The following is a 20,556-nucleotide window of genomic DNA, read 5'->3' as shown; positions in this document are numbered from 1 at the left end:
CCGTTATCCGCCCCAAACGAATACCGTCTGTATCCGATAATATAAAAAAATCACCCACGTTCATGTTCTGGTAGGCTACTTTATCTCCAATATTGATCTTATAATTGGCTGCATCGTTACTTGGATAGGGCTTGTAAAGCCCTGATGAAATCTCTATTCCAACTAAATCTGTAGGATAGCTGTCACTGGGGACATAGGCCACTCTAATCCCATCAGCTTCTGCACTGATATTGGCTGTTGACGGATCTATGGCTGATGTTGTTAAATTTTCTATGGCTGTCTTATCCATCCCAGGAAATGCAACAATGGATGAGCTATGCGCATCATCACCACAATTCAATGGCGCTTTATTTAAGCGCAGTGATATACTGGTATCACTGATGTCATAACTGTTACGAATTTGGCTGGCAATTTGATCCAATATTTTTTCTACTGCTGCCCGGCCACGGGTATTGCTAACCGTTTTTCCTACTTGCGATGTTGAAGCAATGAACAAGCGATAAGCACCCATCAATAAGAAACTTGCCACGACCCCGCCAATGAGCAATTCTATTAATGTAAAACCATGCTTATCTTTTTTCATCTTTTTTTCTTAGAAACTTGGACTATTTGTTTTGATTTTATCTAAATCATAGCCATAAAAGCTTAAAAATCGATTACTTACAAAATTTATGAAAATAATGGACTGTAATTCATTATTCTAACAGATTATTGTATTTTTTTCACAGCTAAAATACTTAAGCGTATTGCAACTTTATAAACAATAAAGCCCATCTATACCCATACAATGTAAAATTTGATGTAAACTATTGACCAAAGTCCGCAAACTCGGTATGACAGACTTTCAAAAATTCCCCGGTAGCTCAGTCGGTAGAGCAAATGACTGTTAATCATTGGGTCGGCGGTTCGAGCCCGTCCCGGGGAGCCATTAAGGCTTCAGACTTAAAGCTTAACGCTAATACGAGTCATATTAAAAAAATCAAAGCTATGTTTACTCATAACTAGTCTTAAACTTTGAGTTTTCAAAGTATAGCTTTAGCACAATCTAGTTTTTCTTTAATTCTTCTTTTGAAAAAATATTTTTACCACAGCTTTTTTCTATTTGTTGTATCCAATCGTCCAAATGACGCTCTTGCTGTCTGAGCGAAAGTTTTGTTACATCTTCCATTGTCATCTTATCAAAATTATTAAATTTACCCATGAGTACAACATTTTGAAAAATAATCTCAAGTGCTAAAACGCAGCGCCCTTTTACTTGCTTTGACAAATCACTGCTTATGTTTTTAATATAGATGAAGGGTGTTGCCCCTACAAGACTTGCCGTATCATAAAGAATTCTCAATTCTTTTTGGTACGTTTCATCTTTGTACAAGTTAAAAAGTTCATAAAAAATTCTCTGAAAAAATTCATCCTTGCAGAATTCTGAATCAAATTCTTGTCCACATTTTTCCAAATTGACCATCATTAACTCAAAGTCAGTTCTTAACTCAGGATAATCTTTGAGGTAAGTATTAATAAAAACAGATTGATGTACCCCAAAATGATACATCTTACCTGTTATCATTTCAAAAGTGGGGTATTTCTCTTGAGCATAACTATGTTGCATAAAAAACAGCAAAGATACCAATAAAAACTTAATTACTTTCATAGCAAAGACTAAAAACCATAAAAACTAAAAAAACGCAACGCATTATTTTTTTGCTTTTTTCCTAAGCATTCTTATAGGCAATTTAAAAAAGCTGACCCAGTTGACAAGCATTAAACAATAACTTAATAATTATGGATTATTATAGTTTTTAATTGGGGGAACACATGAAAACATTTATTCTTTTGTTGTTGAGTTGGGTTTGCATTACCTATAGTCAAGTACCTGGGCCAAACGGCCAAGCCATTGATATTTTTTTAGAACAACAAGACAAGCTTAAACCGGACGCTCAGTTTTCTGACTTTTTGTTTTTTCTCAGTTTTCCAACGGATACAGGCTATGAGCATCATGGTCTTATCATTTGGCAACTAAATTATTTTGATGACAGCATGTCTCTTAAAACTTTACCCGGTTATTACATTCAAAACCCAGTCACACGCATCTATTACAAACTCAGTATTCAAATTGATTCTAGAGAGATTCCGGCAGAAAACTACCCAGACATGTTGCAATTTTTGGAAAAAACACTGTTTGACAATCCTAATTTTGAACTCAAACTAGATCAAGAAGGAACGCTAAAAATTACTCCCTTACCCACGCAGTAAGGGTTTATGTTATTGCAGTATAGTAAGCTATTGTTTCCTTGTCCTATCTTAAAACAAAGAAAATCAACTCAATAAATTGATTGTATTTTTTACTTTAATTAATAGCTTGATCAATTGCCCACCAGCCGCCATAATCATGCCATCTTATGTTTACAATCAATACAAAGTTAATTCGCTTATGCAGTTTGTTGTCTTTATGTTTTATTGCCTGCAAACAAAAATCCGCACAAGCGGCTTGGGTAGAGCAGTCACAACATGGTTCATTTAAGGTAGAAAAGATCTTACAAGAAAAACGAGCCATATGGGGATTTGACTTTGTCAGTGACCAGCACATTATTTACACCTTGGTCTCTGGCCAAATCAAACTGTTTGATCTTAAAAGCAAAAGCTCATTGCTGATTAAAGACTTGGACAATGTTTATGTGGGTGGTCAAGGTGGCTTGCTTGATATTGCGGTTCATCACAACCAGAATAAAACAAAAAGCATTTATTTTTGTTATTCCACTAAAACCAAAGAAGGTCAAAGCACCGCTTTAGCCAAAGCTGACCTAAGCAACAACAAGCTTGAAAACCTTAAAACCTTATTCACAGCCCAACCTTATTTTAAAACTTCACACCACTTTGGCTGTCGCATAGCTTTTGATGGTCAGGGTTCATTGTTTTTAAGCGTTGGCGACCGTGGCAACCGTGATCTGGCTCAAAGCTTAAACAGTCACAATGGGAAAATTTTGCGTTTGGATTTAGACGGCAAGCCCGCTAAAAACAACCCGTTTGTTAAGACTAAAGATGCAAAACCAGAAATCTGGTCTTATGGCCATCGTAACCCACAAGGCCTCTTTTTTGATATCAACTCTAACACCTTGTATGAGCAAGAACATGGCCCAAAAGGTGGCGATGAAATCAATATCATTGAAAAAGGAAAAAACTATGGCTGGCCCATCATTACCTATGGCAAAGAATACAGTGGTTTTAAAATCAATGGCGGCTTGAATAAAAAAGATGGCCTTGAACAACCTTTGCATTATTATGTACCCTCTATTGCTCCTTCTGGTCTTGCTCAATACCGAGGAACTGTGCTTAAATTTTGGGATCAAGATTTATTCTCAGGCGCATTGGCACTGACACATATCAATAGAATTAGAATAAAAAATGGAAAAGTGGTTGAGGAAGAGCGTCTTTTAAAAAACTTAAAACAGCGTATTCGTCATGTTAAAATGGGACCAGATGAAAAACTATATTTCTCTACAGACTCGGGTGATCTATATTGCATTGATGCCAACAACAACCCTGGCATTTGATTAAGCATGCTCTATGCGTTAAACCATTAAAGTTAAGAGAGACTGTAATGACCCTAAAGAAAAAAACAAAGTCCAAAAAAGCAACTGGCCCTTTGCATGATTTGCCCAGTGATTTAAACGCTGCCATCAACACAAACGCTTCTCTTAAAAAAGCCTGGGATCAGCTGACACCACTAGCACAAAATGAATGGATTTGTTGGGTGAGTTCTGCAAAAAAAGAAGAAACCAGAACAAAACGAATCCTTAGAATGCAAGAAGATTTAAGTGCGGGCAAAAAAAGACCCTGTTGTTGGCCGGGCTGTCCGCATAGAAGACCCAGTGCTGCAAAGTGGTTTTAATAAGCCTCTGTAAATTAATCTAAAACTTATGTCGTTCTTTGCTTTTGTGTTTGATGTGCCACAATCAAATAAAAAAGGGGTTTTTAATCGTTATTAAAAACCCCTTTTTGTTCTGTACACTACAAATTGTTATTCAAAGCTTCTTAAGTCTGCATTGGCCAAACTGATGCTGGTTGTTGCAGAACCTAAGACCACTTCTTTACACCACAAGGGATCACCTGGCTCTGGACCATCTTCTAGACCATCAAAATTAATAAAGCCTGCAACCGCATAGCTTCCTTTTTCAATGAATGGTGCTGGGTCTGTATCTTCATCTTCCCACTGATTGGCCAGCACTGTCTGGGTACAGGTATTGGGAGTACTTCCATTACAAGACGCTGACACCGTAACCGCATGCGTTGGGTTGGATGCATTTCCAGCCAGCAACGATGCACAATCTGTTGCTGGGAAAAAGAAGTAGTCTGCATTTCTGCCATCTGCCGCTACAGAACAATTGGCTGTTCCACTGACTGAATCATCACATATGGCTGTTAATGATGGGCTAAAAATAATAGGATAATCAGGCTCAACAAGATCATCGTTGTCTAACGCAATGTTACCAATAGAAGCTACGGCCAGTGTAACTTCTTTACAATGCAAAACATCTCCTGGGCTGGGATTGCCCTCACCCAACTGATCTACAAATGATATCACTGCATAGTTACCTTGTGGCACTTGCGTAAGCATAGATGAACCTCCCTCTATTCCGCTGGCCCAAGAGCTTACAGACATTGAACAGCTATCTGGACTACCTGCCATACATGTTGCGGTTCCGCCACCTTGCGCATGCATAGCAATTGAATTTTCATCCCCGGCCTCTAAAAGGGCTAAAACTTGGGCACAGGTTTTGTCTTTAACATAACCTTGAAAACCAGAATTTGAATCTATGGATGCTACCGTACAGTTATCACTACCGGCACTTGTACAGGTCATATCCACTTGTTCTAAGCTGGCAAGCGATGGCCAAGTAATACTTAACAAATCTGCTTCTTGCAAACTGATCATGCTTACACTTTGATCTATTTGCACTTCCTTACAGCTGATAACATCACCTTGAACAGGAAAGCTAGACGTGTCACCCATATGCGCCACCACTGCATACGTACCTGCCAAAATATCCGTGGTTGAAGAACCTCCACCACCAGCATAATTCCAAGCGTTTGGTGTGCCAGAAGCGCAAGTGTCTGGACCAGAGTCTAAACATACTGCTGTAGTATCCCCTACTATATGCTTATCCGCTGTTATTAAGGCATCTTCAATTCCGGTTTGTAAGGCAGAGCAACTGGTATTTTTGTAAAAGGCATAGGCTACATCTTCACCATCTTGTGCAAAAGTGCAATCTGCATTGGCTGTTTCATTACATACAAAGCTAATGCCAGGAATTTGAATGAATGGCCAGTTGACACTTAAAGTATCGGTTGTTGGATTTAACTCAAAATCATCATCTGCTGTGTCATCTTCTAAAGTAAGTTCAGAGCATTGAATATAGTCCCCAGGCTCTGGCTGTGTAAGCTCATCGTCATCATCATCTTGATTGTTTTTAAAAACTGTAAGTACAAGATAATCATCTTTGGGCAATTGCAATAGATTGGCAAACTCTGCCTCTTCCCAGCTAACTCTATTATCTAAATAGCAGTCCGTGGTCATGCCATCATCTTCACATTCAATATCCGCAAACCCCACTGCCGCTGTGGAAGATAAATTAAACGTTTGCGCCTCTAGAGCTGCTTGAACTGCTGAACAACTTGAAAACGCAGATTGTTGACCTGAAGTTTTGGTAAACAAAAGTATATGCGCTTGATTGTTGTTAAAACTAGCAAGACAATTATTGGCCGGATTAGACTCAAAACAATAGGCCTCCACATTTGGCACAACAGCCAAGTTATTGGAGCCTACATTGGGTAATAGATTTTCAGAACAGGCACTTAAAATAAAGATTGCTGCATACAGCGCAACATGTCCTAGGGCTTTCAGATTCATTGTCAACACTCCTTGTAAAAAATTCTAATGACGACTTTTTAAGAGTCTACAGCATCTTAAAAAATATGAAAGTTTTAGCCAAAAAAATGATGAAACGGATCTAGTAAAGTTTAATTTGCAAAAATAAAAGATAGTGATCATTATTAAAATAATAGATAAAAAACCTTTATCCCTTAGTGCCAGCGATTGTGGTGGATATAGTCATTTAACTACAAGTGGTAACAAAGCAGAAAAATGGAATTTCGTACAGCGCGTTTGGGCAGCTTTGCTGCCCACTGTTTGAGCTCGTAGAAATCCATTTTTCTGCTTAGCTTGTTACTGAATAAAATTAAACCACTATACATCCTACGCATAGGCATGAATGAAATGCTCTTAAGCCAACAAACATTAAATACTTTGTTGGATAAGCTAAAACTTGCCCAATACTATCCAAACTCTAATGAGCCTTCAGTTAACGTTCTATGAAAGTTAATCTGCAGCTCACTAAGCCTGATAAGATCTAAAACAATAATTGACCCAAGCAATTCAACCTACACATTACTAACAGAGACTCTATAGGCCATAGGATAGAGAGTCTCTGCTGTTTAAAGCTTTATTGAATAAACATATAACTTCTATCAATCACAGATCGTATAGATCAATGGCTGATAATTTGTGTTTTGATCATCTGAGAAGATAAATTGAAAATACCTTTGTGTACCGTCTTCTTGAAGCTGGCAAACCTCTACTTCATAGTCAACTGTTACAAGTAACATATTGTTATTGGTATACCTTTGTTCATAACTTCCACTTAAACTTTGACATTTTTCTTCACTACCTTGGTTACATACATTCAAAGCAACCAACTGAAAGCCACTTGCCTCAGCATTATTGATTTCAATATTAAAAGAAGCATTGGACTGACTTTGCCCACGCTTATTCTGTGGATCAGATGCCGCAAAAGCAAAAATAGACGGCGCTTTAAGTCCTGTTAAATTAACCTTAGATTTTGATATATTGGACCAACGGGTTGATCTTCTTTGTGCATAAACATTAGATGCCAACACCATGACCATTAAAACTAAAACTATTCTTTTCATTTTTTCCCCTATTTTTTAGTAATAAAGTTATTTAATACCTAATTAATAACGACTATCAATATTAATTAACATCACAAGTCAAGCATTTTTCAATAATGATATCTATTATCATTATTGATTATTTTCTTGACTTATAAATGATAATCAATATCAATAATAATATATTGCACGCTGCTGGCTAACATTTTATGGCTAGTATTTTGGTTTCACATCCTTTCAAGGTTAATAAAAGAAACAGCCGTAGCGTGCTTAATGAATAAACTTTTTAGGAGTATGAAATGGTTTATAGATTGGCACGTTATTGTTTTATTTTATCTTTATGTTTTTTTTCTTCATTGCTTAAAGCCCAAGAAAACGGTCACAAAATACAAGTCTTGGTTAAAGATATTGGAATTTTGGGCTTAGCTTCACACGATTTGTTTAGCTGGGACAGAAAGCAAGGAGTCAGCAAAGAAAATGGTAGGTTAGATTTAAGTACTATTTTTGCTAATGACAAAGATGGGAACTTAATTGGCAACAACTGGTATGAAGCTGCTTACTGGCAAACCGGAGGCAATAAAAAAAATTCTGAAAATGCTCCTGTATACACTATCACTCAACTCATCATTGAGCGTTTCAAAACCTATCTTCAAGAAGAAGCGCTTGAACCAGATCAAGCCAGAAAAAAAGTGGTTGCTGACTTTCATCAAGCGCTTAAACCCTCTGTTGAAAGAATGCTTGGCATAAGTTATCCAAGCGTGGCAAAAAGAGGCGCCGTCACCAATCAAGAACAAGCGGCTTACCGTGTATTTCATGATATTTTGCCCGCTCATATTAGGTTAGACAATGGAAATACTCTCAATATTACAGATATAGATTCTGCAGAAACTTTACTGACTGAAGCAGAGTTGAGCAGACCCATCAGGTATTATGACGGTGAATATGATCCTGAGTACAATAAAATTAGAGTGCATACCATTAGGCTTTTTGGCTTTGATGTAAAAGACATTAATATTAACTTAGAGCAATTGGATGGCGATTTTATAAATACTTACGGGCAACATTTCAATCAAAAAGATTCTTTGCAAGAACTCTGCGATTTTGCAAACGGACATTGTGAGGTAGGTAGTATTTCTTTTATTCGTCACATTCAAGAGATGTTTGAAAAAGCTCAATGTAAATACAATGTTGATGGCGATATCAACCCTTGGATACCTGCAAATATTGAATGTTTTTAAATATATCCGTCAAACAGAAGGTCGTTTTATGTGCTTAATAACGACCTCATTTCTTATATAAAAAATCTCCTACCATTGATTGACTGAAAAAGATTAAGTTGTTAAACGGTGGACTATGCAAATGATTTTTACAACACTTATGGTTTCTTTGTTTCGTATATTGCCGCATGCCCCTAACTTTACCCCTGTGGGTGCTTTAGCCATTTTAAATGGTAGAACCCAGCCTAAAAAACAAGCTTTTTTATCCATCGTTGTGGCCATGGTTGTCAGTGATTTTTTACTGGCCCAAATTTATGGCTATGCTTTTTTAAGCAGTATATCGCTATTCATATACCTTGCATTCATCGTGCAAGCTGCTATTGGTGCAACTTTTAAAAATGTAAAATTTGGTATAGTTTTAAGTGCCCTTTTGGGTGCATTAAGCTTTTTTTTCATCAGTAATTTTGCGGTTTGGGCAACCAGCGGGATGTACAGTAAAAATTTACCCGGCTTAATTGCATGCTATAAATCTGCGTTGCCTTTTTTCAGAATGACACTGATTAGCAACCTTCTTTGGACTCCTGTTTTAGTGATGGGTCATGCTTTGGCTAAAAAACATCTATTCCTAAAAAAATCACTAAGCTCGGTAAAAAACTGATGCCTATTGTATTATTCCAGTGAAACGTAACAATAACAAACAAGAGTTTATAGCCACGTTTATTGTTGCAGGCCTTTTTTCTGCCTTTTTTTTGCTTTTTGCAAAACCAAACAAAGCTAATTCTAAAAAACCTTTAAACAAAGATCAGCCTATTACGCAAGCCAACTTAAGTAGTGCGGGTTATTCTGAAGCTTTTAAGATCCAAAAGACAAATTTAACCCTACACCCTTCCCAAGCAGATATTTACAAAACAAACTTAAACACGCCCAAGCATACAAGCCATAGCGTCCGTGGTTCTGCAACCACGTCTTTTGCTTCATCCAATCATTTATTTCAACCCAGCCTCAACGAAACTGACTCTAGGACAATGAACGCAGCTATCCAACCAAAAATGGTTGAAAATGCTCTATTAAACCCTATGGATTCTGCCACGGCAAATCATTTAACCGACAAACAAACCTTTGCATCAGAACCTAAATCTAGCCAAGAAGCTCCAAACAGCTATGCTTACATTGACCCTTGGGACACAAGCACTGCACAACAATCTCAAAAAAACAGGCAAAGCAAGAATAAAACTTTTAACCCCTCACCCAAACCAAACAAGAATGCTTCATCAAACACAATTGCCTTTAATAGCTCAAAAAAGGCCTTGCCCGTTAGAACTAGTCTTCCCTACTCAATTAAAACATCCTCATCATCATTAGAACAAAACAACCCGCGTGAAATGGATACTCCGCAAGATGAAGACGAAAACGAAACCCCTGCTTATGAAACAGCTGAAAAAAACAACTATACTTTAAAATTAGAACCTGGACTGTGCTTAGAAGAACATTATTTATCCAACATAAAAGCAAGATTAGAGGGCCCGCCAGATTATATCCCGCAAGAGCATACAAAAGCGCCAGAAAGAATACAGTGTATAGGCTTTTCTGGGCAACTCAATGTCGTTTTTGCTAGAGATCACGTTTTATTGGATAAGCCTGGCATTGACTTTATTTTACATATTCCAGTTCCAAGCATGAAAGGCCCAAAAAAGATGGCCAATGTCTATGGAATAAAAGAAGACAAATCTTATCCATTGGGCCAGATAATTATGGGCTCTAATGGCAGTGGCTCTGCCGGCTTTGATCTAGCTATCTATAAACTTGATTCTATTGACGGAATCATGGTATCCGACTTGGAAATTGTGACAGATGAAAATGTTAGACAGTATTGTTTAACCAATAGCCTACCAAACGCTGGCTTTTCTATTGACGCAATTGAGCTGGTTCATTATTTTGTACAAAAAAATAAACGAGATGGAGACACTTAACATGTTAAACCTTAAATCTAATTTTTCATTCATTACACTCTTTTTAAGCTTGGCTTTAAGCCCATTGTTTATTACCTATGCCCAACAAGCAACCTTTAATGACGTTTCAGAGTTTAAGCAAGCCTTTCAAACAGCTCAGGAAAAAGAGGGCATCCAAGTGGCCATTGTCATTGATCCTATATCCAAACCTTATCGCATTCAAATCATTGATTTTGGAAAAACTTCTGAAAAACTTTTTGCGTATCAAGCTTTGGAAAAAACAGGTTTACAAATCATGTACCACCCAAGCTACAATAACCCAGAAACAGGATTTTTCTTAATCGGTTTAAATGGCATCAGCAATCAGAAATCGGTTGGCTGGTCTTTTTCTCAGTGGCACAATGAAAAACAAGAATGGTACAACGATACCTTTGAATGTGAGCTGGATGGAAAACCAGACACTTGCTTTTTTGCTTTAGGTGATTGCCCACTAGAAGACGGTTCTATTATTGGTCTTTCTTTTACAGGTTTGGATGAGTCAGACTTACCCAAACACAGACCCGTTGATTTAAAACAATAGCTCAAAATTGTACAACAATTGTTAGAGGCTGAAACTTATTGCTAGTTTTCAGCCTTTTTTATTAAATGCACGTATCATTAACAATTATTGACGCATAAAAACCATCTTGCTAGATGTATCTGAATGAAAAAATTAACTTTTAAACCTTTCATTATCCTTTTGCTTTTAGGCTTGTTTTTATCTGGTTGTGATCAAATCAAAGACTTGTTTGCTAAAAAACCAACTTTAAGTGAAGCTGAGTCTGTTGCTATTGTCATCCCTAAGTTTATTCAACAATTTTCTAAATCTAAAGATGAACCGGGAACCCAAGTGGCCTTAATCATAGACCCGCATGAACACGGCACGCCATTTTTTGAAATTGTATCGTTTAATCAAGATCCCATTTTTAATCAAAACATTGTCACGGCTTATGATGTTTTACAAAAAGCCCACATTGACCGACAATACCACCCCGGCTACAAAGAACCTCAAGTGCTCATTTTATCCCTTAACAACATCACCAGAAAAAAGATCAATGGCAAAGCACATGACTGGGCTTTCTTTTACTTAGACAACAATCAATGGAAACTGTCTCCTGAAGGCGTAGGTACCTACAAGTTAAAAGACGGTGATGTCATTGGTTTTTCATATTCAAGTTGGCAAAAGATTGATGGTGAATTCAAACCGGAAAAAACACCTCTAAACCTTAATAAATAGGGTTTACAGGCAATTACCTAAAATTTTTTGATTGTTGTTTTTAAGAACTCAATTGCAGTTTGTTTTTATAGAACCTGACAGTGACTGACTATTTGCTCTGCGTCAATATCATTCATAAAAACAAACTGCGTTTTATTTAAAGCATATAATTTAATTTGTTTTTAGCTTAAATTAATTTTTTATTCGTTGCCTTCGTCATCACCAGCAACATCATCAATACCACTGTCATCATCACCAGTACCCGTCTCATCATAAACACTGTCATCTGAAGACGCTGATGAATCCATTGTATCTGTAGCGCTGTCTGAACTTGAACTATCATCATAGGATGAATCATCGCTTGAAGAACTACCATCACCGTGAATGGACAAGTCTTTTACTTCACTGACCAACCAACCAGCAACCCAACCTTCGTTGATTTTATACCAAGTTTTACCTGATACCTCTTGACGATCTTCAACCGTGTAGGTTTCTTTATCATTGATGGTTCCAACAACTCTGGTTTTTTCTGTTGCCGTATCTTTTGTGCTTGGTATGTTTCTAATATTAACATTACCTGATTTTGCTGTGATTTGTGTTTGAGCAAATGCACTTGATACAACAAACATTAAAGCCAAAAACATTATTTTTTTCATAAAATATCCTCCGTGCGCACCATGCGCTGATGTAATATTCTGCCTTATTTATTCTATTTGTCTTTTTATTTTTTATTTTTTTTACATTTTAAAAAACATTTTTAATTGCAAAAGCTGGGCAGATGTGAGTCTAACGTTTCCACATTTGCATCCAGGAAAAACCTGTAGAATACTTTTTATACGGCGGCATAATATCCTCCTGAGCTTCCTTTACATCACTCACAGAAATAAACGCTCGCGGATGATTTTGACGAATCAAATCCATACATTTTTTTAAAAGCTTTTTGACCACAACAATATAAATAATACTGACTTCTCCGCGATGCCCGTGACCCTTAGATACAGTATAGCCATAACCAGCTTCCTCTAAAACACTTAGCAGGTCATCAGAATTTTTTCTTGTAACCAACCTTAACATCACTTTACCTAAAGCCAATTTTCCTTCTACAAAAATCCCAACAAATGTGCCCGCTGAAAATCCCGCCGCATACGCAAAAGCATTGAGTAAGCCGCCTAAATTTGCGATCACCTGTGATATAGCAAAAACCCAAATCAAGGTCTGAAAAAAGCCTAAAATTGCAGCTGTGTACTTTTCTCCACGTGTTACATAAATCACCCTAACCGTATCCAAGGTCATATCCAATAAACGGGCAAAAAAGATTAATATGGGTGTTACGTAATCTAAGCCATTTAAATTATCCAACAAAATATCCATTAAAATTACATACTACGATGTTTTACTTTATCCAAATCTTAAGCATAAAACCGCTATTATACTGTTTTCACTGCATGTATAGAGTTTTTTAGTTCATATATTATTGTACAAAGTTAAAACTTACCTTCAAATGTAAAGGCTTCTACTGGTTGGCGTTGGCTTGGCCCTTCTTTTTCTCTTAAATTTTCTGGCAAGTTCTCTTTTTCTCCCTGATAACCAACCGCAACAACGCATATCGCCTGATACTTTTCCTGATCAACATTAAGCACATCATAAATCTCATTGGCTTTAAAACCACCCATAGCGTGACAAATCATACCCATAGCATGCGCTTGTAAACACAATGACATCCACGCTGCTCCCGTGTCATAAGCTGCCCACTCATTTTCTTGCCCGGTTGAGTTAAAATTTCTTCTGGCAAATACAGCAATCAATACCGGTGCATGATTGGCCCAAACCTGATTGCTATCCACCAAAATAGATTGCATGCGTTTTAAATCATCTTGTTTTTTTGCATAAACAAACATCCACGGTTGTTCATTAAAACATGAAGGTGCCCATCGTGCAGCTTCAAATAATGCTTCTAAATCAGCAATTTCAACATCCTTGTGCATAAACGACCGGGGGGACCAACGCGTAATAAATTGTTTTTTTAATTTTCTACTATGACTTTTTCTTTGACTCATACGCACCCTTTCATTGAGAATTTTCACAATTACTTATTAAAAATTCAATACAAAAACAGATTCAATTGACAAACTTATAACACATAAGATAACTTTTAGTAAGTATCTGATTAAAAGTAACCATGAATTCTTCAAAAGAAATTTGCCCTATTCGCACCTGCTCAAAAATAATCTCAAGAGCATGGGCTTTAGAGATTATTTATCACCTTAGCAATGGTCCTTTATTTTATGGCGAACTCAAAAATGTTTTAAACAACATTTCAGCAAAAGTATTGGCCACAAGACTTAAAGAATTTGAAGCAGAATTAATTATTAAACGCACTGTCCTTCCTTGTAAACCACCCAAAGTTAAATACAGCTTGGGCCCTGTAGGCAAAGACTTGGTACCCATTTTTCAATCCATGACCAAAATAGGCAAAAAGCTCAGCAAAAGAAAGTAAGCTTTGATCATGCAAAAAAAATCCAAACCGTTTGAAACAGAACTTTTAAATATGTTTGCACAACATTCCCCTATGCCAGATAAAAACATGCACGTAGAAAGCACTGAATACTTTGATCGCTATATTGGGCCGGGAGATGCTGCCTTTTATTATGCTTTGCATTTAAAAAAAGCCTGCTCACGTATAGATTTTATGCACCTGGTTAAAGATGAAATTGATTTGGCACAAAAAAGACAAAGAAAAGCTTTTGAATTAAGACTTTTTCCCATACCTGAACTTGATTTTTCACCTGAACTTCTTACTGACTTAAACTTTAAACCCCCTCGTATTTTAGATTTTTTTTATTCTAAAGCAGATGCTTCCATTGCTTATTCTCAGCATATCAACAATAAAAAAGTTGAGTCCGAGCAAGATTTTAAGCTTTTACTTTCCTTGTTAGAACAAATTTTTGGGCCCCCTTCAGAAACTTTAAGTGAGTATTTGAACAATGGTTTAAAACATGAACTGGCTGATTCAAAAAACTTGGTTAGCGTTTATATTAGCTATCTGAACAAGCAACCAGCTGCTGTGGGTTGGGTAAAGCTATACAACAAAATTGGCTTTTTGTTTGGCGGTGGCACTTTAGAAAAGTTCAGACAAAAAGGCCTATACAAAGCCAATTTAATGGCAAGAATGCAATTCGCGCATCAGCATGGGGCAGCGTTTGTTGTCAGTGAATCTTCTCCTAAGAGTGCTATTGCTTTAAATAAACTGAATTTTAACCATTTAGGAAAAAGTCATTCTTGGGTTTACCGTTTTGATTCATGATTACAATAGCGTTTAAAAATATAAATATATTTTTTACATAAGACCTTGCTAATTTATTTTATGTGCTTAAACTACAGCAATTATTGATCACATTTTAGCAAAGGAGTTTTTGTGAAAAAAATATTTTTAACTTTATTAAGCTTGGCTTTAGTCCCGGCAGCATTTGCCGCAAAAAAAGTGCAAACTGTTGCTGTTGATAAAGATGCAAGCACCATTTCTTGGACAGGAGAAAAAATCACAGGTGATACCCACGTTGGAACCATTGCCATCAGTGAAGGTTCTCTTGAAATGAAAAAAAATAAATTAACTGGTGGATCGTTTGTTATTGATATGTCTAGCATTGTTAATACTGATGTTGAAGACACAAAATACAATAAAAAATTGGTTGACCACCTTAAATCAGATGATTTTTTTGCTGCTGAAAAACATCCTACAGCAAAATTTGTCATTACTGATGTAAAAGCAAAAAAAGATGGCACACATTCTATTACCGGTGATTTGACCATCAGAGATAAAACCAAACCTATTAGCTTTGATGCTGATGTGATGCAAGAAGATGGTGTTACTGTTGCCAAAGCTGAAGATGTTACCTTTAACAGAGCTGAGTTTGATGTTAAATACAATTCAGGAAGCTTTTTTTCTGTTAAAAAACTTGGAGACAAGTTGATTAAAGATGAAATTGTACTTGATATCGTTTTAAAAACTCAAAAATAATTTCTATTCAATCAATAAAAGCAGTGAGGTGATTTACCTCACTGCTTTTTACTTTTAAATACTTTTTAACTCAAACACAATGTTACTGAGTAGAACTCAAAATAGTTTTTGTACCCGGAAACGCTTTAATCACACCATCCAAAACCAACTGTACAGCAATGGCTGCAATCAAAAGTCCCATCACTCTATTAACAATTCTTATCCCTGATGGCTTTATTTTCCTTAGCAATACATGTGAATACCTTAACGCAAAATAAGTTAACAAACTAACAAATAAAATAGATCCATATACCGCTGCAACTTCATATACATTGTAAGCCTTTGCCTTTAAAACAATCACCATAGTAATAGACGCTGGTCCAGCCAAGAGTGGCATGGCCAATGGAATAATAGAAATATCCTCTTCTTCAAGAGCATCTGCTTGTTCTTCAGGCAGTGTTTTTGTTCTTACATGTTTTCCCTTAAGCATGTCCAAAGCAACACCAAAAACAAAAATACCTCCAGCAATCTGAAAGGCATTCAATGTGATCCCCATCAACTTAAAAACCAGTTCTCCTCCTAAAGAAAACAGTAACAAAATCAAAAAAACACTGAGCCCTGTTTTTTTTGCCATTTTTTTTTGCATCACTCTAGAAGATAAAACGCTGGGATGAGAAATAAAAAACATGGATGCCCCAAGAGGATTAACGGCTGATAATAAACTGGATATTGTGATAATTAAAAAATTAAATGTTACAAACTCCGTACTTACATTAGCAGAAGAGCTGAGTATAGTATGCAAATCATTCATTGTCGTACAAGTAGCAAAAAAATATTAAGATTGTATAAAGGTTTAAAAAAATAAAGCTCTCATTGAGAGTAGATTCATACATTTGCCAAACTATCTTTTTTAAATTACAAGCAAATGCTATGCAAAAATTGATTGTAGCTTACATATTTTTTACATCCTTAGTTCTTGCTCAAAATCAAGCTTGGCAAGAGCTTGAACAAAAAATGCGCCCTACAGTTGTAAAACTGTATGTAGCCAACAGCATAGGCTTGGACAATGATTTTCCATACAGCGGAACAGCCACAGGTTTTATTGTTGATAAAAAAAGAGGCATTATTGCTACCAACCGACATGTAACCAGCATCAGCCCTCTGACACAATTGAGAATTTATTTTTTTAACAACCGCTCAGTTCCTGGCAAGGTTCTTTATGTTGATCCATGGCATGACTTTGCTTTTATTCAGTTTGATCCTAAACATGCAAATATTACATTTGAATTGGAAGAAGTTGTTTTAGGGCAACACACAAGTGTTAAACCAGGAGAAAAACTGATGATGATTGGGCATTCTTCTGGTTCAGATTATTCCATAAAATATGGCAATGTTAACAAACCCTTTGTTAGCTTTGCGGTTACCAATAGCTCAAGGTACAGTCACCACCTGCATTTATCTTTGCCCAGAGCTGGCGGAGCCAGTGGCTCACCTTTGTGGAATAAAAACGGTGAAGTTGTTGGTTTGCATTCCAGTGGGAAAAATGATGAAAGCTATGAATTAAGAATTGATTATGTCCAAGATGCGCTTGCCTTACTGCAACAGAAAAAACAACCCCAGCGCGGTGATCTATTGATGCATCTAGAAACTTTACGCGCCTCAACAGCTATTGAAACTTGGGGCTTGCCGGAAAAATACATTCAAGCTGGTTTAAAAGAAAACAAAGACTTACACTATGTCTTGCAAATCTCCAAACTCATCAGCAACAGCGAAACTTCAAAAAAACTGTCTGTAGGAGACATCATTGTGGGCATCAAAGGTCACAATCAAAAACAATACCTTCCCATAGGCTACTCTTTGTATGAATTTGATAAGCTGGTAAATCAAAATGTAGGAAAAAAAATTAACCTGCGTGTTTATAGACAAAATAAAAAGCCTTCACATTTTTTTGAAGTCTCTCTCAATGTGGAGGATGCGCATAAACATCTTCCTAAACGTTTTGTAAAATATGCAGGTGCCGTTTTTCACCAGGTTACCCCTAGCATATGTTTTTATTACAATTGTGACTTAAGTGGTGTATTTTTAAATTCGGCCGATGTTGGCAGTACATTTGATGTTCTATCAGGGCGTCTAAAAGAAGATGGTGAGCGAACCAATGAGCGTGCTATTTTTATTTCACAAATCAATGGTATTGCCGTAAATAATTTGAATCAGCTGGTTAAAGTTTTAAAAACATTACGCAATGGCGATTTACTCAGCATTGTTTACAGCAATTCAAATTATTTTTACTCCGGTAAAAACGCCAGTAGCCTTGAACTGTCTACAACCACAGATCCTTTACGCATATTTAAATGGAATCAAAACAGTTTAACTTGGGAAAAAGAGTAGCAAAGCTAAATTTGAGGACGCCACCTGTATAGGTTTAAATTAATTTTACCGGAATCATCAAACACAACGCCCTCTTGTTTTAGCAATTCTTTTTGTAAAAAGTTTGCTAAACCTTCTTTTCTGAGACTAATTTTACCATGTGCGTTGACAACTCTATGCCAGGGCACACCATCTTCTTTTTTAACTGCATTGAGCGCATAGCCAACATGCCTTGCATAATGTTTAAAGCCTATTTGTTTGGCAATTTCTCCATAGGTTGATACTTGACCATAAGGTATTTTTTTTACTTGCAAATAAACTTTTTTAAAAAATTGTCCTTGCTCAAGAGAGCTTTTTTTAACCCCTGTATTCATTAAAACAAATATACCTTTACCACCACATACACACAATGCTAACTTAACGGATTCTTTATGAAACGTAAAAATTTAACACAAGGGCCTGTTGCAGCTCACATCATTAAACTGGCTTTACCCATGATGGTGGGTGTTTTTTCAATCATGGTCTTTAATTTGATAGACACCTATTTTATTGGTCGTTTAGGAACAGATGCATTAGCTGCTATCAGCTTTACGTTTCCTGTAGTGATGTTGGTGGGTAGCATTTCTTTTGGCATGACCATGGCCATGACCAGCATGATTTCACGTCTGATGGGTGAACAAAGAAGTCAAAAAATCAAACAAACTGTTTCTGATTGTCTGTGTTTTGCTTTGGTCATTGTATTGTTTATTTCACTCTTTGGTCAATTAAGCCTAGATTGGGTTTTTCAAAGCCTTGGCGCCAAAGACCACTTAATGCCCTTAATTAAAGACTATATGCAAATCTGGTACTACAGCATTATATTTTTGTTAATCCCCATGATGGGCAATGGTGCCATTAGAGGCTTGGGAGACACTTTGTTTCCAGCCATTGTTATGTTGGTTGCCGCTGGCGTCAATGCTATTTTTGATCCTATTTTAATTTTTGGCTACTTTGGTTTTCCAGCTTTTGGCATTAAGGGCGCAGCGTACGCAACCGTTATCTCTAGAGTTTTTACCCTTATAGCCGGACTTTTGGTTTTACATTATCGAGAAAAGCTTTTGGTTCGTCCGTTTAAAAACATACAAGAAAGTTTGCAACACATACGTGATCTCATACGCTTGGGCATTCCTGCAGCCTTAAATAATATGATTGGCCCTATTTCTATTGCCATCATCACCAAAATGATTGCCCAATACGGTCCTGAGGCCATTGCCGGTTTTGGAGTGGCTTCAAAAGTAGAGTCCTTTGTCACCATTCCTTTGATGGGTATAGCCGCTGGTCTTGGCCCTTATGCTGGACAAAATTTTGGTGCTCACCTTAATGATCGTTTAAAACAAGGCATTGCTTTTGCCAATAAAAGCTCAACTGTAATTTTATTGATTATGGGTTTAATCTGCGTGATTTTTGCCCAAAATGTTAGTCAGCTTTTTAGTAACAATCCCGAGGTTATCCGTAGTGCAACCATTTATATGCAGTCAGTTGCCCTAAGCTATGTTTTTTTGAGTTTTCTGGCCAACACCAATTCTTCTCTAATTTCAATGGGAAAACCAAAACTTGCCTTGTGGATTACCATTTTAAGAACGCTGATCTTGTATATTCCCTTAGCCTTTGTTTTAAGTTATTTTTTTAAACTCAGTGGCATTTATTATGCTGCCGGTCTTGCCAACATTTTTGCAGGTCTTGCTGCCTTGTACTATATTCGAAAAACACTCATGGCTTGTTTTAAACCTAGTATTTTAAACAATCCATAAAGTGGTTTTAAGCTCAAGTAATTCTTAAGCCATTAAGGCAAGAACGGTCTCTTTTAAACTGGTCAATCCAGCTTGCTCACCAATAGCTATACTTTCTTCTTTATTTTTGCCATCTAACCAGTAGGCTTTTAGGGCATACATGGCTCCAACACGATTGGAGCTTCCACAATGAACCAATGTTTTTTCAGAACCAATATTTGCAAGCATTTGACTAAAAGCCTCAACATTGCTTTTGGATAAATCATTGGCACTGGCAATATTCAAATGATGGTATTGTATACCTGTGTCAGCAAACCATGTTTTTTCTTCAAGCGGTGAAGGCATTTCATCTTGCCCTCTTAAATTAATCACATGCGCAAAACCTTCTTGTTTTAAGACTGGAACATCTTGCGGTGAAATTTGCCCAGAGCACATTTGGGATGATTCTTCATTAAATACATAGGGTGTTGTTAATTGCATGCTGCAAGGTTAATCGTTTTTCACAAAAATGTGAATTGTTTTTATGACTTCATCTAATAAAATAAAGTTAATGCCATCGCATTGGTATTGGTTTTTACTGACCTGACAGTCTTTGATGTCTTGTAATTTTTTTTCACTTGCTCCAATAGCCAAGCTATCACGTGTTTTATAATCCACATTGTTCACTTCAATCAAAACCAAGTTGTCTTGCTTAAAATAAAACCCTAAACCCTCTGCATAGCTTTCATAATAAACATTATTTTGTTGATTGATGGGGTTGGCTTTATTTTTTCCTTCTCCCAAAGGCAACTTGGCTTTTATATCTTCCACACTTGTCTTTAAAAAAAACTGCCCCGCCTGTTTTCCTGGTTCCAATAAAAAATCATCTTCTACAAACACAGGAACCTCGCTGGCTTGAAAAGAAAAAATATCTTTTAAATCAGGTCCAGATTCATAAACACCGCGCACAGGTGGCTCACAGTAATCTTGGGCATGCACCACTGCTACAAAAAAAATAAGGCCTAGTTGAACTATTTTCAATTTTATATTCATTGAAAGA

Annotated in this window: 24 protein-coding genes and 1 tRNA gene; 14 read left to right on the top strand and 11 right to left on the bottom strand. The window is 36.6% G+C overall.

Features of this window, described 5'->3' with window-relative positions:
* Positions 1–583 (bottom strand): prepilin-type N-terminal cleavage/methylation domain-containing protein (locus PKC21_07855; GenBank protein ID HMR25251.1); only part of this gene is annotated, 583 nt, incomplete at its 3' end.
* A gap of 269 nt (positions 584–852) precedes the next feature.
* Here PKC21_07855 and PKC21_07850 point away from each other — a divergent pair.
* Positions 853–928 (top strand) — tRNA-Asn (locus tag PKC21_07850).
* 117 nt (positions 929–1,045) lie between these two features.
* Here PKC21_07850 and PKC21_07845 read toward each other — a convergent pair.
* Positions 1,046–1,648 (bottom strand): hypothetical protein, encoded by a 603-nt coding sequence (locus PKC21_07845; protein HMR25250.1) that lies wholly within the window; start codon positions 1,646–1,648, stop codon positions 1,046–1,048.
* A 164-nt stretch (positions 1,649–1,812) separates the two neighbouring features.
* Here PKC21_07845 and PKC21_07840 point away from each other — a divergent pair, with 164 nt between their 5' ends.
* The 3 genes from PKC21_07840 (at position 1,813) to PKC21_07830 (ending at position 3,886) form a co-directional block, all read left to right on the top strand.
* Positions 1,813–2,250 (top strand): hypothetical protein, encoded by a 438-nt coding sequence (locus tag PKC21_07840; GenBank protein ID HMR25249.1) that lies wholly within the window; start codon positions 1,813–1,815, stop codon positions 2,248–2,250.
* Positions 2,251–2,396: 146 nt separating this feature from the next.
* Positions 2,397–3,548: a PQQ-dependent sugar dehydrogenase gene (locus PKC21_07835; protein HMR25248.1), complete on the top strand. Its 1,152-nt coding sequence runs from the start codon at positions 2,397–2,399 to the stop codon at positions 3,546–3,548.
* A 47-nt stretch (positions 3,549–3,595) separates the two neighbouring features.
* Complete coding sequence (locus PKC21_07830) at positions 3,596–3,886, top strand: YdeI/OmpD-associated family protein (protein ID HMR25247.1); 291 nt, start codon at positions 3,596–3,598, stop codon at positions 3,884–3,886.
* Between the two features lie 129 nt (positions 3,887–4,015).
* Here PKC21_07830 and PKC21_07825 read toward each other — a convergent pair whose 3' ends face one another.
* Together PKC21_07825 and PKC21_07820 are read right to left on the bottom strand one after the other, a co-directional pair.
* Positions 4,016–5,905 (bottom strand): hypothetical protein, encoded by a 1,890-nt coding sequence (locus PKC21_07825; GenBank protein ID HMR25246.1) that lies wholly within the window; start codon positions 5,903–5,905, stop codon positions 4,016–4,018.
* Between the two features lie 617 nt (positions 5,906–6,522).
* Positions 6,523–6,984 carry a hypothetical protein gene (locus PKC21_07820; protein HMR25245.1) on the bottom strand — a complete coding sequence of 154 codons (462 nt, stop codon included), beginning with the start codon at positions 6,982–6,984 and terminating at the stop codon, positions 6,523–6,525.
* 278 nt (positions 6,985–7,262) lie between these two features.
* Between PKC21_07820 and PKC21_07815 the strand changes: the two genes are divergently transcribed.
* The 5 genes from PKC21_07815 to PKC21_07795 all read left to right on the top strand — a co-directional run bounded on the left by PKC21_07815 (position 7,263) and on the right by PKC21_07795 (position 11,405).
* Complete coding sequence (locus tag PKC21_07815) at positions 7,263–8,201, top strand: hypothetical protein (GenBank protein HMR25244.1); 939 nt, start codon at positions 7,263–7,265, stop codon at positions 8,199–8,201.
* A gap of 115 nt (positions 8,202–8,316) precedes the next feature.
* Positions 8,317–8,838: a hypothetical protein gene (locus PKC21_07810; protein ID HMR25243.1), complete on the top strand. Its 522-nt coding sequence runs from the start codon at positions 8,317–8,319 to the stop codon at positions 8,836–8,838.
* Between the two features lie 19 nt (positions 8,839–8,857).
* On the top strand, positions 8,858–10,150 hold the full coding sequence (locus PKC21_07805; protein HMR25242.1) for a hypothetical protein: 1,293 nt from the start codon (positions 8,858–8,860) through the stop codon (positions 10,148–10,150).
* A 1-nt stretch (position 10,151) separates the two neighbouring features.
* Positions 10,152–10,709, top strand: a complete 558-nt coding sequence (locus tag PKC21_07800) for a hypothetical protein (GenBank protein ID HMR25241.1) — start codon at positions 10,152–10,154, stop codon at positions 10,707–10,709.
* Positions 10,710–10,832: 123 nt separating this feature from the next.
* Entirely contained in the window at positions 10,833–11,405 is a 573-nt protein-coding gene (locus PKC21_07795) for a hypothetical protein (GenBank protein HMR25240.1), read from the top strand.
* A 179-nt stretch (positions 11,406–11,584) separates the two neighbouring features.
* Here PKC21_07795 and PKC21_07790 read toward each other — a convergent pair whose 3' ends face one another.
* The 3 genes from PKC21_07790 to PKC21_07780 form a co-directional block, all read right to left on the bottom strand.
* Entirely contained in the window at positions 11,585–12,040 is a 456-nt protein-coding gene (locus PKC21_07790) for a hypothetical protein (protein HMR25239.1), read from the bottom strand.
* Between the two features lie 130 nt (positions 12,041–12,170).
* Positions 12,171–12,755, bottom strand: a complete 585-nt coding sequence (locus PKC21_07785) for a DUF5698 domain-containing protein (protein HMR25238.1) — start codon at positions 12,753–12,755, stop codon at positions 12,171–12,173.
* A gap of 113 nt (positions 12,756–12,868) precedes the next feature.
* Entirely contained in the window at positions 12,869–13,441 is a 573-nt protein-coding gene (locus tag PKC21_07780) for a nitroreductase family protein (GenBank protein HMR25237.1), read from the bottom strand.
* Between the two features lie 122 nt (positions 13,442–13,563).
* Here PKC21_07780 and PKC21_07775 point away from each other — a divergent pair, with 122 nt between their 5' ends.
* The 3 genes from PKC21_07775 (at position 13,564) to PKC21_07765 (ending at position 15,402) form a co-directional block, all read left to right on the top strand.
* A complete protein-coding gene (locus PKC21_07775; protein ID HMR25236.1) occupies positions 13,564–13,881 on the top strand; it encodes a helix-turn-helix domain-containing protein in 318 nt (105 codons plus the stop codon).
* Between the two features lie 9 nt (positions 13,882–13,890).
* The gene (locus PKC21_07770; protein HMR25235.1) at positions 13,891–14,688 is read left to right on the top strand and encodes a hypothetical protein; all 798 of its coding nucleotides are present in this window, start codon (positions 13,891–13,893) and stop codon (positions 14,686–14,688) included.
* Positions 14,689–14,799: 111 nt separating this feature from the next.
* Positions 14,800–15,402: a YceI family protein gene (locus tag PKC21_07765; GenBank protein ID HMR25234.1), complete on the top strand. Its 603-nt coding sequence runs from the start codon at positions 14,800–14,802 to the stop codon at positions 15,400–15,402.
* Between the two features lie 82 nt (positions 15,403–15,484).
* Here the strand turns inward: PKC21_07765 and PKC21_07760 are convergent, their stop codons facing one another.
* Positions 15,485–16,192, bottom strand: a complete 708-nt coding sequence (locus PKC21_07760) for a MarC family protein (protein HMR25233.1) — start codon at positions 16,190–16,192, stop codon at positions 15,485–15,487.
* A 119-nt stretch (positions 16,193–16,311) separates the two neighbouring features.
* Between PKC21_07760 and PKC21_07755 the strand changes: the two genes are divergently transcribed.
* Positions 16,312–17,769 carry a trypsin-like peptidase domain-containing protein gene (locus PKC21_07755; GenBank protein HMR25232.1) on the top strand — a complete coding sequence of 486 codons (1,458 nt, stop codon included), beginning with the start codon at positions 16,312–16,314 and terminating at the stop codon, positions 17,767–17,769.
* 5 nt (positions 17,770–17,774) lie between these two features.
* Here PKC21_07755 and PKC21_07750 read toward each other — a convergent pair whose 3' ends face one another.
* Positions 17,775–18,122 carry an MGMT family protein gene (locus PKC21_07750; protein HMR25231.1) on the bottom strand — a complete coding sequence of 116 codons (348 nt, stop codon included), beginning with the start codon at positions 18,120–18,122 and terminating at the stop codon, positions 17,775–17,777.
* 57 nt (positions 18,123–18,179) lie between these two features.
* Between PKC21_07750 and PKC21_07745 the strand changes: the two genes are divergently transcribed.
* The gene (locus PKC21_07745) at positions 18,180–19,538 is read left to right on the top strand and encodes an MATE family efflux transporter (protein ID HMR25230.1); all 1,359 of its coding nucleotides are present in this window, start codon (positions 18,180–18,182) and stop codon (positions 19,536–19,538) included.
* Positions 19,539–19,562: 24 nt separating this feature from the next.
* Here PKC21_07745 and PKC21_07740 read toward each other — a convergent pair whose 3' ends face one another.
* Both PKC21_07740 and PKC21_07735 read right to left on the bottom strand, forming a co-directional pair.
* Positions 19,563–19,997, bottom strand: coding sequence for a sulfur transferase domain-containing protein (locus tag PKC21_07740; GenBank protein ID HMR25229.1), 435 nt, complete (start codon positions 19,995–19,997; stop codon positions 19,563–19,565).
* A gap of 9 nt (positions 19,998–20,006) precedes the next feature.
* Positions 20,007–20,549 carry a hypothetical protein gene (locus PKC21_07735; protein ID HMR25228.1) on the bottom strand — a complete coding sequence of 181 codons (543 nt, stop codon included), beginning with the start codon at positions 20,547–20,549 and terminating at the stop codon, positions 20,007–20,009.
* Positions 20,550–20,556: the final 7 nt, after the last annotated feature.

The organism is Oligoflexia bacterium, from assembly GCA_035326705.1.
GTDB lineage: Bacteria > Bdellovibrionota_G > JALEGL01 > JALEGL01 > JALEGL01 > JALEGL01.
Note: the sequence above shows the minus strand (reverse complement) of the source record. Positions and strands in the feature narration are given on the sequence as shown.